Here is an 11,328-nt window from a genome sequence, read left to right as displayed (position 1 = left end):
GCCTTACGCGATCAGGCCCCGGCGGCCCGCACCGGACGCCGGATCAGGTAGAGGGCCGCGGACAGGACGAGCACCGCCATGCACGCGATGAACACCAGCCCCGCACCCTCCAGCCCGAGCGGACCCACCAGCAATCCCACGCCGATCACCGGCACCGAGATGCCCGCGTACGCCACCACGAACAGTGTGGAGATCACGGCCGCCCGCTGGTCCGCGGGAGACGCCTCGGCCACCGCGGACAGCGCCCCGCGAAACGCCAGCCCCTGCCCGAGTCCGCCGACGAGGGCGCTCAGCACCACCAGCGGCAGCAGATCCCACCACAGCGCGCCCGCGAGCAGCGCCAGCCCGGCGAAGAGCCCGGCGCACCCCAGGGGCAGCGAGCGCCCCACCCCGACCGCGCCGACCGCCAGCTGCCCGGCGGTCGAGGCGAAGAAGGCCAGCGCGACCACCAGTCCGCTCACGGCATGGTTGTGCACGTCCAGGGACTGTGCGAGGAACGCCGGGCTGACGGACGTGAACACCCCGAACAGTGCGAACCCCACGAACGAGGCGATCGCCGCCGGCCCGAACACCGCCCGCACCTGCGCGGGCAGACCGGGCCGCTGCGGCCTGACGGTGCTCAGCGGCCGCCGCTCCCGTACCGTCTCCGGAAGCCGCAGCAGGACGACGGCCGAGCCGGCCACCAGCGCGAGGTGCACGGCGAACGGCAGGTACAGCGGCCGGGAGGCGTACTGCGCGAGCACTCCGGCGAGCAGCGGACCGCAGCCCAGCCCGCCCATGTTGGCGGCCGTCGCGACGAGAGTGGCCCGCGAGGCGCCGCCGTGCGGTGCCAGCTCCATCACGTACGCCGTGGCGGCCCCGGTGAACAGGCCGGCGGACAGACCCGACAGCAGCCGCCCCGCGTACAGCCAGGCCATCGCGTCGGCGCACAGGAAGCAGACGGCGCTCCCCGCCGCGAAACCCAGCCCCGCCAGCAGCACCGGCCGCCGGCCCACGGCGTCCGAGGCATTGCCCGCCAGCAGCAGCACACCGATGACGCCGAAGGCGTACACGGCGTACACCACGGTCACCGTCAGCTCGGAGAAGCCGAACTTCTCCTGGTAGAGGCCGTAGAGGGGGGTCGGCAGCGTGGTGCCGGCCATGCACACGGCGAACACCGCCCCGCTGAGCAAACACTCGCGCCACCCTCGGCGATCACCGTCCATGCCGCCGACGGTAAACCCGCGAGGCACCCCGGACCGGGCCCGACCTGCGCGGCGCGCCGCCGCCCCCACCTGCACAGCGGAGAACGTCGCAGTCCCCGCCGCGCGCGGCGGCCGGGTAGGACTCGACGACCGGCCCTGCGCAGCCGGGCGGATCGGTGCTGCCCCCGTTCCCCGTACCCTTCCGGCGCGTCCGGTCGCGACCTCCCCCGACAGGGCGGCGAGCCCGCCCTGTCGGAGCCGGTCTCCTGCTCCGGTCCCCAGGTCTACAGGTCCCCGGGTCCCCGGGTCCCCGGGTCCCGGCCTAGTTGAACGGCTCCAGCGTCATGAAGGCCTCCTGCGGGTTTCCGTCGTGCACCAGCGACTCGTGGGCGCCGACGTCGTCGAAGGCGAAGCCGTACGCCTTACCGTCGGCCATCTGCTCGTGGATGATGCGGGAGTAGTGGTTGGTGACGGCGTCACGGTAGAAGTCCGCGCCGTTCGCGTCGGGCTGGTCGGGGTTGGTCAGGAGCGTCGACCGGTTGAAGCCCGCACACAGAGTGCGGGAGATCGGGCCGCGGACCAGGTCGTTGGGTGCGTCCAGCAGCTTGTAGCAGCCGAAGATGCTGTCGGAGTCCGGCTTCTGGAAGCTGGTGACCACCGCTCCCGAGCTGTTGGTGAAGTTCATGACGTTGCCCGAGACCCGGCCGTAGTACTTGGTGTTCGGCTGGTTCACGAACGGCGTCACGGTGAGCGTCGAGGAGCTGTACTTGTTCCAGACCCGATTGACGTAGTCGTTCATGACGCCGGCCGAGATTCCGCCCGCCTCGATGCCGTGACCCGGCGAGAGCGCTCGCAGCGGTGTGCCGTCGGGACGGTTCTGAATCAATCCTCCCCAGCCGGCCGAACGCAGCTTGCTGAAGACGGCGTTGTAACCGCCCGGCTTGAGCCGACCGGCATTCACGACCGTGCCGTTGGCCGCCTTCACACCCACCGCATACGGAGCCGAGAACATGTCGACCTGCGTGCTGTTGATCCACAGGCCGGCATCGTTGAGGGTGTACTCGGACCAGTTGAAGAGGATGTCGCGATTGGGGTCGGAGGCGTTCTGCACGGCAGGCTGCACCAGGCCGCCCGTGCTGACCTTGAAGACGATCTTCTGGCCGATGGAGAAGTAGACGCGTCCGGAGAACTTGGGCATCCGGATCGTCTTGGTCTGCCCGTTGGCCGGACCCGCGATCGACGCGTCGGGGGCCGGGGTGGGGGGATTGCCCCCCACGGGCCAAGGGTGGAACGTGCCGTTGGCGTCGGCCCAGCCCTGCTGGCCCGTCGCGAGCAGGGTGCCCAGGTTGTAGACGTAGACCGGCTCACTCCGTCCCGAGCTGTTCTTGATCGTGAGCGGGATGGTGACCGGTACGGCCTCCGCGGACGCCGACTGACCGAGAACCGTCAGGCATGCGGCGACGATCGACGTCGCGACCCCGGATGCCAGTACTTTCGATAAGCGGAACACGCTTTCCTCCTTGTGGGGGGACACGATGCCGGGCAGTGCGGTGCCCGGTGACGCAGATGGAGCGGGCGGACGGACGGAGCATGAACGGACGGATGGATCGATGGAAGGCTGGAAGGCTTGGACGACTTGAAGTCTGAGAGCGCTCTCAGAGTCGGGCCGCGTTCACCTTCTGTCAATGAATCTCGCACGGCCCGGACGTGACGGCGCCCGCTCGGCCCGCCGGCAGGCGACCCGATCCACGTACCACCGTTCGACCGGGCAGAAGGTGCGGCAACACCGCCGGGTGCGGTCCTCAGGCAAGATGCACAGGTGGACAAGACGACGGAACTCGTAGCGAGGGCGGGCGCGCTGACCGCCCGGGGAAACCGGCGAATCCTCGGCATCGCCGGGCCACCGGGGTCCGGAAAGTCGACGCTGGCCGCCCTGCTCGCCGACGCGCTCGGGCCGGAGACGGCCGTGGTCGTCCCGATGGACGGATTCCACCTCGCCCAGACCGAACTGGCCCGGCTGGGGCTGGCCGACCGCAAGGGCGCTCCGGAGACCTTCGACGCCGCCGGCTACGTCTCCCTGCTGCGCCGACTTCGCGCACCCGGCGCGGCCACGGTGTACGCGCCCGCCTTCGACCGCTCCCTCGAGGACCCGATCGCGGGCAGCGTTCCCGTCACCCCGGCCCTACCGCTCGTGATCACCGAGGGGAACTACCTGCTGCACGATGCGGGAGAGTGGGCGGCGGTACGGCCACTGCTGGACGAAGCCTGGTACCTCGCCCCGGACCGGGCCCTGCGCATCGGGCGCCTGGTCGAGCGGCACGTACATCACGGCAAGGATCCGGCGTACGCACGCGAGTGGGTGGCACGCTCGGACGAGGCGAACGCCCGGCTCATCGCCCCGGGCCGCGCCCGCGCGGATCTCGTGGTCGACACGGGCTGACCTCGCCAGGGCCGCAGCGCCCGGCTCCGCCCTGCGTCGGTGCGCCCTTGGTGTGCGTCCTTGGTGGGTGCGTTCTTCCGTCAGTACACGAGCTTGTAGGTCACGTCCTTGGGGACCGGGTCCGGTGCGGTGTCGGTGTAGAGGAGCCTGATCGTTGTGAAGCGCTGGACGTCGGGGTGCTCGGGCCAGGCCTCCGGATCGCTCAAGGTCACCGTTACCGGGTAGGCGCGGAAACGGCCGGCCGCGCAGTAGGGGCGGCAGTCGTTCACCATGTCGGTGCCGGTGGCCGTCGCGGTCCTCGCCCCCCAGGTGTCCCATCGGAGTCCGACGAGGCGGTTGTTCCCGTCGCCGCAGGCCAGGAGGTACTCCGCGGGGCGCATCTGGGCCTGCGAGAAACAGTCGACGACCACCACCGGATCCAGTGGATCCAGAGTCCGGGCCGATGACGTACCACCGGTGTGCGCGGAGGCCGGGATCACGGCGGCCGCCATGGCCGCCGCCGTGCACAGCAGGGTGGCCATACGCACCCGGCACCGGGATGCGCGTGCGGGGCGGCCGGCTGCTGAAACGTTCACGAAGGACCTTCCTCGCCTCTCTGCCCCCGCCGGCACTACGGCATTCCCAGCTTCCCCCATCGGTGTGAACCTCGCACCCCCTGGATCGGGGCTGACGGCGCCTGCGGCCTCGGCGGTCTCCACGACCGCCTGGTCACCTGTGCAGCAGGGCGCAGACGAAGTCCTCCTGGACCTCCCGGACCTGTGCCGACAGGTCGGGGTTGCTGGTGAGGGACGTCTGCGTGGTGATCGAGAAGGTCAGCGAGCGCCGACCGTCCGCCGTGGCCGCCACCAGCTGCGTGTAGCCGGGTGTATTGCCGGTGTGGCCGTACACCGCTCCGCAGCGCGTGGTGTAGCGGAAGATCGCCAGGCCCGCCTCGGTGCGGCCGGGTCCGGGGGGCTGGGACAGAGCGCCGGGGATGAATCTGAATTGCTGCCGTCGGGTGCGGTCCGAGACGAGCGCGCCGCCCGCGTAGCCCCGGATGAACGCGGTCAGGTCCTTCGGCGTCGAGACGATGCCCCCGGCCGCCCACGCCCCCGAGGCACTCACGGCCTCACTGACGTCGACGGGCCCGGCCTGCGGATCGATCTGGTAGCCGTGGAGGAAGGGCATGGGCAGCCGGTACCCCTGCGGCAGGCTCGTGGCTTCCATGCCCAACGGCTCGTAGACGAGCTCGCGCAGCAGCGTCTCGTACCGGCGTCCGGTGGCGGCCTCGGCCATGAGGGCGATGGCGATGTTGTCGGAGTTGGAGTACTCGTAGCGGCTGCCCGGCCGGAATTCGAGGTCCTCGTCGGCGATGAACTCCAGCAGGCGCCGGGAATCGAAGTGGTGGCGGGGGTCCTCGGAGATGATGTCGATGAACCCCTGGGAGGCCGGATAGTCGGGCAACCCGCTCGTGTGGTTGAGAAGTTGGCGCAGCGTCACCCTGTGCCAGGCAACCGGCTGACCGGGCAGCACCTCACCGATCGTGTCGTCCAGGTGCAGCCGGCCCCGGTCGACGAGCCCCAGGGCCACCGCTCCGCTGAAGGCCTTGGCGACACTGGCGATCCGCATGTGGTCGGTCGCCCTCGGCGGCCGGCCACTCTCCACGTCGGCCACGCCCGCCCGGTAGATCTCCGTACGGTCGCCGTCACGCAGGACGGCGATGACTCCGGGGGGCCCGTCGGGCCTGTCCACCAGCTCCCGCAGCTCTTGGCGGAGAGCGACCCCGGGCGGCGGATTGCGGTCCGCTCCGGCCTGGGCGGGCTGCACGGAGGCGGCGAGCACGGCGCCGCACACAGCGGTGGCGGCAGCCAGGCGCAGCGACGGGCGGATCCGGCCGGCGTGGCCGTACGGGCGTGGGGACACGGAGGTACCTCCCGGCGAAGACGGAGTGCGGTGGCCCACGATGGCAGGGGCCGTCCCGCTGCCGACGGCGACGCGGCCGCACTCCGCCGAGCCGTGGCCCATCCGGCCTCTCTTCTGCCGATCTCGGCGGATCGGCCTGCTCCGGAAACGCGGCTCAGAGCATCCGCCCAGGTCAGCGGCGCGCCGCGTGGGCGTGGGCACGGACGACGGTGCGGCTCGGGGAGCAGCGGCCCGGGGGGCACCTTCTCGCGGTGGCCGGTCGAGGACGAGGAGCCGGAGGCGGCACCTTGCGCCTCAGCGGCTTCGGTGCCCACCAGTTCAGGCCGCCCGCCAGGCGCATGAGCGCCGGTACGAGGACGCCCCGCACGAGGGTGGCGTCGAGGAGGACGCCGAGGCCCGCGCCGATCCCGAAGAACTGCAGGAGGGAGACCTGGGAGGTGCCGAAGCTCAGGAGGGTGAACGCGAGCAGGGCGCCGGCGGTCGTCACGATGCCGCCCGTTCGGGCGATGCCCGAGACGATCGAGTCGGCGTTGTCCTGCCCGGCGTCGCGCGCCTCCTTGATCCGTGCGAGAACGAACACCTCGTAGTCCACCGAGAGCCCGAAGACGATGCAGAACAGCAGCACCGGCATGGTCGTGCTGAGTGGTCCGGGCGTGAAGCCGAGCAGGCCGCTCAGATGGCCCGTCTGGAAGATCCATACCATCGCCCCGAGGACGGCCGTCAGGCTCAGGGCGTTCAGCGCGATGGCCTTGAGCGGCAGGAGCAGGCTGCGTGTGAATCCGAACAATAGTACGAACGTGGTGACGGTGATCAGGGCGAGCGCCAGCGGTATCCGGTCTCCCACCGTGTCCTTGGCGTCGACCAGTACCGCGCTCGGTCCGCCGACCATGACGTCGGTGCCCGCCGGGGCGGGGGTCGACCGGACGTCGTGCACGAGCTGCTGGGCGGCGCGCGACCGGGGGTCGACCAGCGGCACCACGGAGAGCCGGGCCGGGCCGTCGCCGTCGGGACCCACGACCTGGGCGACCTGGGGGAGCGCGGACAGCCGACGGGCGTAGTCCTCCTGCGCCGACCGGGGCGCCGTGCCCGTGACGAGGACGGTGAGTGCGCTGGAGCCCTTCATGTCGAACGCGTCGCGCACCAGGTCGCCGGTCTGGCGGCCGGCCGCGCTCGTGGGCAGCGCCCGGTCGTCGGGGGTGGCGAAACCAGCGTGCGCGAACGGCGCGGCGAGGAGCACCAGCAGGCCGATCACCGGCAGCGCCGCGATCAGCGGGCGGCGTACGACGATCCGCGCCAGCCCCTCCCAGAAGCGCGACCCGGAGCCCTTCTGCACCCGGTGGCGCCACGGCACGGGCCAGGCGTTCACCCGCTTTCCGAGCAGCGTGAGCACGGCGGGCAGGACGGTCACGGCACTCACCGCGGCGATGGCCACCACGGCGATGCCCGCGTAGGCGAAGGAGCGCAGGAAGTACGGCGGGAACACCAGCAGCGTCGCGAGCGCGGCGGAGACCGTCGCGGCACTGAAGGCGATCGTGTGGCCGGCGGTGCGCACGGTCCGGATGGCGGCCGTGCGCGGCCTGTACCCGGCCGCGAGCTCCTCGCGGAACCGCGAGACGATCAACAGCCCGTAATCGATGCCCAGCCCCAGGCCGAGCGCCGTGGTGAGGTTCAGCGCGAACACGGACACGTCGGTGACGGAGCCGAGGACACTCAGGACCAGCAGGGTCCCGGCGATGGCGAGGACCCCGATCAGCAGCGGCAGCGCGGCGGCCACCACACTGCCGAACGCCAGGACCAGCAGGATCAGGGTTCCCGGCAGGACGACGGCCTCGGCCCGCTTCAGGTCGGACTCCGCGATGTCCTGCAGCTCGGCGTCGGTGAGCGCCGACCCTCCCACGTGCACCGTCAGGGCCGCGTCGGAAGCGCTGGGGGCGGTCAGCTCCTCGCTCAGCCGCTTGACCCGCGCCCCGAGCTGTTCTCCCTCCCCGTCCACGTGCGCGACCAGCATGGCCGCGTGGCCGTCCCGGCTGCGCAGTTCCGCCGCGCCGCCGGTCCAGTACGAGGTCACGGCGCTCACGTGCGGCTGGGCGGCGAGGCGGCGGGTCAGGCCCTCGCCCGCGCTCCGGGCCTCCGGGCCGTCGACGGAACCGCCGACGGCCTGCGCGACGACGACCAGGTTGGGGGACGCCCCCAGGCCTTCGGCGGCCGCGAGGGCGGCACGGCTGGACTCGGACCGGGGATCGTCGTATCCCTGCGTCTTCAGCCGGCCGGTCGCTTCCGCACCGAACACGACGGACAGCGCCAGGAACACGAGCGCGGCGAGGAGGACGAGCCGGGGACGACGGGTCACGAAGACGCCTGCGCGACGGGACATCGGAGCCTCTGATCCGGGTGGCATGCGTCCTGCTCTTGCGCAGAACGGTGGATTTCCACCGTGCCCGGAGGAGGGATGGGGCCGTAGCCCCGGCTATTCGTTACTTGACAGGAGCCGATGGGAAGGGAGCGCTTCGGTTGCGGGCGTACTCGCGGCGCAGCGTGATGCCGTAGCCGTCGAGGGCGAGGATGCGAAGGGTGCCCCCGGGTCGCACGCTCCGGGGGCACCTTTGCGCGGTCACCGGCATGACGTAGCCGAGCAGGCCCTCCTTCGTGTACGGCCCCTCGCAGTCGGCGCGGTTTGAGACGAAGTGATCGAATACGGACGGTACGTAGCACCGGTAGAGGGGCACCGAGCCCGGCACCGCCTTGGTGTACGCGTATCCGACCGCGCCGAGGAGCTGTTGCCCCTCGCACCCCGGGTCGGGGGTCAGCAGCGAGTGGTTCACCACCTTGCACTCGTAGAGCCGGACCGTGCCGGGCGCGGGGTCCCGCAGCACCTTCCAGACTCCCTCGTGGGTGAACCCGGCGGGCAGGGGGCGTGAGGAAGGACGTGGTGGACGAGCTCATGCGGGGAGCCGAGGGCTACCTGCGCACCTGGGCGGGCACCCGCGGCCACACCACCCCCTACGCGCCGCTGGTCCGCGGCTACCGCCCGAGCGGTACCGGATGGCGCAACGCCTCTGGCTCCCGTTCCGGACATCGACCAGCATGGGGACAGCGGGACCGGGCGGACGAGATGGGCACGCATGCGCGCCACTGAGAGCAACCAGGACTATCCCTTCGCCGTCGCGAACACGGCCGCGGCACTCCTGGACGATGCCGGGACGATCGTCGCCTGGACACCGGCGGCCGAAGCCCTCCTGGAGCGCCGGTCCGCGGACGTGTGCGGCCGACCGGCCCGGGACCTCCTCGCGGACCCGGACCCGGGCAGCTGGGAAGCGGTTCTGGCTCAGGGCAGGCAGGGGGAGCAGGCGGGGTGGGAGGGCCGGGCCACACTGCGACACGGCTCAGGACGCGAGCTGGAGATCGGCTTCCGCGTCATCCCGCTGAACGACGGCGCGCGTGGGGACGCGGCCCGCTGCCTCGTACTGGGCGCACCCCTGGAGCTGGTCGCCCAATGGCGGCAGGACCACGCCTTCACCCATGAACTGTTCCTGCAGGGCCGAGTGGGCCTGGCCGTCTTCGATGCGGACCTGCGCCTGCTGCGGACGAACACGCACCTGTTGCCGTACACCGGGGTGCCCGTCGACTTGAACGGCCGGCGCCTGGCCGACTTCCTGTGGGCGCAGGACGCGCGGATCATCGACGACCGGCTGCGGGAGGTCATGCACAGCGGGAACCCCCTTGTCGGTTTCAACACGACCGCGCGCACCTTGGACGACCCCAGAGGGGGCCGGGTCGTGACCATCCAGGCGTTCCGGCTGCAGGAACCCGACGGACATCCGATGGGTGTGGCTGCGGTGTTCACCGACGTCACCGACCACGAACGGTCGCGCGGGCGCCTGGACCTGCTGTACCGCGCGACCGGAGCGCTGGGCGGTTCGCTGTCCGTCCTGCGCACCGTCGAGGACCTGGTCAAAGTGCTGGCGCCCTCGTTCGGCGATTGCGCCGCGGTGGATCTCGCGGAGACCGTTCTGAGCGGCGGTGAACCACCCCCGGACGGACATCTCCCGCTGCCCCTGATCCGGATGGCCGTCGCCGGAGCGAAAGCGGACGCGCTGCGTACGGGTACGGCCCGGTTCACGGCTCCTCTCGCCACGGCCGTTCCCCACCCGACCGTGACCGAGGCGGGAGGGGCCGAACCGGCCGCGCCCGGGGCCCGGGAGTGCCAGGGAGAGCTGATCACCGGCCTCGGAACCCGGCCCGCGGGACCCGAGAGCGACGCGGCCCCGAAGTGGGCCACCGCCGTCCCGGGTGCGCATTCGGCGATGACGGCGCCGCTGTGCGCGCGGGGCATCAGGTTCGGAAGGCTCACGCTCTGGCGCACCGGGGACACTCCCCCGCTGGAGGCGGACGACCTGGCACTTCTGGAGGAGATCGCGGCCCGTGCGGCCGTCGCCGTGGACAACGCGCGGCGGTACACCAAGGAGCGCCGCACCGCTGTGGGCCTGCAGCGCAGCCTTCTGCCGCCGACCACCTCGGAAACACCCGCACTGGAAGCCGCCGGCCTCTACCTGCCCGCCGACGCGGACAGCGGAGTGGGCGGCGACTGGTTCGACGTCATCCCCCTGTCGTCGGCCCGTGTCGCCCTGGTGGTCGGGGATGTCACCGGTCACGGGCTGCACGCCACAGCCATGATGGGACGCCTGCGCAGCGCCGTACGCGCGATGGCGGACCTGGAACTGGAACCCGAGGAACTGCTGGCGCACGTGGACGACATGGTCCTGCAGGTCGCCGCCGAAGCTGAGAGCGAAGACGCCGAAGACGGCTATGCGGGCACGCCGGTGCCCAGTGGACCGGCCGGGGCCACCTGCCTGTACGCCGTCTACGACCCGGTCACCCGAAGTTGCGTCATGGCAAGCGCCGGACACCCGCCTCCGGCCGTGGTCAGCCCGGACGGAACCGTGGAGTACGTCGAGCTGAGCCCCGGCCCGCCCCTGGGGGTCGGTGGCTGGCCCTTCGAGGCGGTCGAACGCGATCTGCCGCCGGGGAGCGTCCTCGCCCTGTACACCGACGGGCTGATCGAACGCGGAGAAGGGGACATCGACCAGGGCATGCGCGACCTGACCGACCGACTGCTGCGCGCGGACGTACTCGGTCGGCCGCTGCGTCAGGCCCGGCATGACATCGTGGAAGGGTTGCCGCCGGGCAGGCTGAGGGACGACGTCACCCTCCTGCTGGCCCGTACCCGGGTGGTGGATGCCGGCTCCATCGCCACATGGCGGCTCGACGCGGACCCGGCGGTCGTCGGCGACGCGCGCCATCTCGTCCTGGATCAGCTGACCGCCTGGGACCTCGACGAGCTTGCCTTCAGCACGGAGCTCATCGTCAGCGAGCTGGTCACCAATGCCATTCGCCACGCGGGTGGCCCGGTCCGGCTCCGGCTGATCCGGGCGGACACCCTGACGTGCGAGGTCTCGGACTCCAGCAACACACAACCGAGGATGCGGCGTGCGAGGAGCTCCGAGGAAGGCGGTCGCGGCCTGTACATCGTCGCCCAGCTCTCGCACCGCTGGGGCAGCCGCTACGCCATGGGAGGCAAGACCGTCTGGTCCGAACAGAACCTGCCCCTCCCTTGACGGTCCGGCCTGGCCGGGAGTCGCCGGTCGGACCGTGGCTTGCGGGGTGGTGGCTCCTCCTGCCGCATAGTCCGAGGTGTGACTCCTCCCCCTCATAAATGAGGGGGCTTCTCGCTATGCCGGTTGAGGCTCGCGACGGACCAGCCCGGCCCGTAGAACGTTCAGGGCGCCCACCGTGTCAGCGTGC

9 protein-coding genes are annotated in these 11,328 nt (G+C 71.5%); 3 read left to right on the top strand and 6 right to left on the bottom strand.

Annotated elements, in window-relative coordinates; genetic code table 11:
• Positions 1–11: 11 nt before the first annotated feature.
• Together J7F03_RS16215 and J7F03_RS16210 are read right to left on the bottom strand one after the other, a co-directional pair.
• A complete protein-coding gene (locus tag J7F03_RS16215) occupies positions 12–1,205 on the bottom strand; it encodes an MFS transporter (protein ID WP_214950057.1) in 1,194 nt (397 codons plus the stop codon).
• 301 nt (positions 1,206–1,506) lie between these two features.
• Positions 1,507–2,694 carry a glycoside hydrolase family 64 protein gene (locus J7F03_RS16210; RefSeq protein ID WP_214950056.1) on the bottom strand — a complete coding sequence of 396 codons (1,188 nt, stop codon included), beginning with the start codon at positions 2,692–2,694 and terminating at the stop codon, positions 1,507–1,509.
• Positions 2,695–3,003: 309 nt separating this feature from the next.
• Here J7F03_RS16210 and J7F03_RS16205 point away from each other — a divergent pair, with 309 nt between their 5' ends.
• A complete protein-coding gene (locus J7F03_RS16205; RefSeq protein WP_214950055.1) occupies positions 3,004–3,624 on the top strand; it encodes a nucleoside/nucleotide kinase family protein in 621 nt (206 codons plus the stop codon).
• Between the two features lie 80 nt (positions 3,625–3,704).
• Here J7F03_RS16205 and J7F03_RS16200 read toward each other — a convergent pair whose 3' ends face one another.
• From J7F03_RS16200 to J7F03_RS16185, 4 genes are all read right to left on the bottom strand, one after another.
• Positions 3,705–4,145 (bottom strand): hypothetical protein, encoded by a 441-nt coding sequence (locus J7F03_RS16200; protein ID WP_214950054.1) that lies wholly within the window; start codon positions 4,143–4,145, stop codon positions 3,705–3,707.
• Positions 4,146–4,332: 187 nt separating this feature from the next.
• Positions 4,333–5,526, bottom strand: coding sequence for a serine hydrolase domain-containing protein (locus tag J7F03_RS16195; RefSeq protein ID WP_374104343.1), 1,194 nt, complete (start codon positions 5,524–5,526; stop codon positions 4,333–4,335).
• Between the two features lie 172 nt (positions 5,527–5,698).
• Positions 5,699–7,900 (bottom strand): efflux RND transporter permease subunit, encoded by a 2,202-nt coding sequence (locus J7F03_RS16190; protein WP_214950052.1) that lies wholly within the window; start codon positions 7,898–7,900, stop codon positions 5,699–5,701.
• 100 nt (positions 7,901–8,000) lie between these two features.
• Positions 8,001–8,399 (bottom strand): hypothetical protein, encoded by a 399-nt coding sequence (locus J7F03_RS16185; RefSeq protein ID WP_214950050.1) that lies wholly within the window; start codon positions 8,397–8,399, stop codon positions 8,001–8,003.
• A 56-nt stretch (positions 8,400–8,455) separates the two neighbouring features.
• On the opposite strand from J7F03_RS16185, the gene J7F03_RS16180 reads away from it, so the two are divergent.
• Both J7F03_RS16180 and J7F03_RS16175 read left to right on the top strand, forming a co-directional pair.
• Positions 8,456–8,662: a hypothetical protein gene (locus tag J7F03_RS16180; RefSeq protein ID WP_214950048.1), complete on the top strand. Its 207-nt coding sequence runs from the start codon at positions 8,456–8,458 to the stop codon at positions 8,660–8,662.
• Positions 8,649–11,141, top strand: a complete 2,493-nt coding sequence (locus tag J7F03_RS16175) for a SpoIIE family protein phosphatase (protein ID WP_214950047.1) — start codon at positions 8,649–8,651, stop codon at positions 11,139–11,141. Before J7F03_RS16180 ends, J7F03_RS16175 begins: the two co-directional genes overlap by 14 nt.
• The last annotated feature ends 187 nt before the right edge of the window (positions 11,142–11,328 follow it).

Origin of the sequence: Streptomyces sp. ISL-43 (assembly GCF_018614195.1) — a bacterium.
Taxonomy (GTDB): domain Bacteria; phylum Actinomycetota; class Actinomycetes; order Streptomycetales; family Streptomycetaceae; genus Streptomyces.
The sequence above is the reverse complement of the archived record's forward strand: the minus strand, read 5'-3'. Positions and strand labels throughout refer to the sequence as shown.

What these genes read in the sequence shown, in the direction of transcription:
- J7F03_RS16215 (WP_214950057.1), bottom strand. Translation starts at nt 1,205, where the DNA reads ATGGACGGTGATCGCCGAGGGTGGCGCGAGTGTTTGCTCAGCGGGGCG.
- J7F03_RS16200 (WP_214950054.1), bottom strand. Translation starts at nt 4,145, where the DNA reads ATGGCCACCCTGCTGTGCACGGCGGCGGCCATGGCGGCCGCCGTGATC.
- J7F03_RS16190 (WP_214950052.1), bottom strand. Translation starts at nt 7,900, where the DNA reads ATGTCCCGTCGCGCAGGCGTCTTCGTGACCCGTCGTCCCCGGCTCGTC.
- J7F03_RS16175 (WP_214950047.1), top strand. Translation starts at nt 8,649, where the DNA reads ATGCGCGCCACTGAGAGCAACCAGGACTATCCCTTCGCCGTCGCGAAC.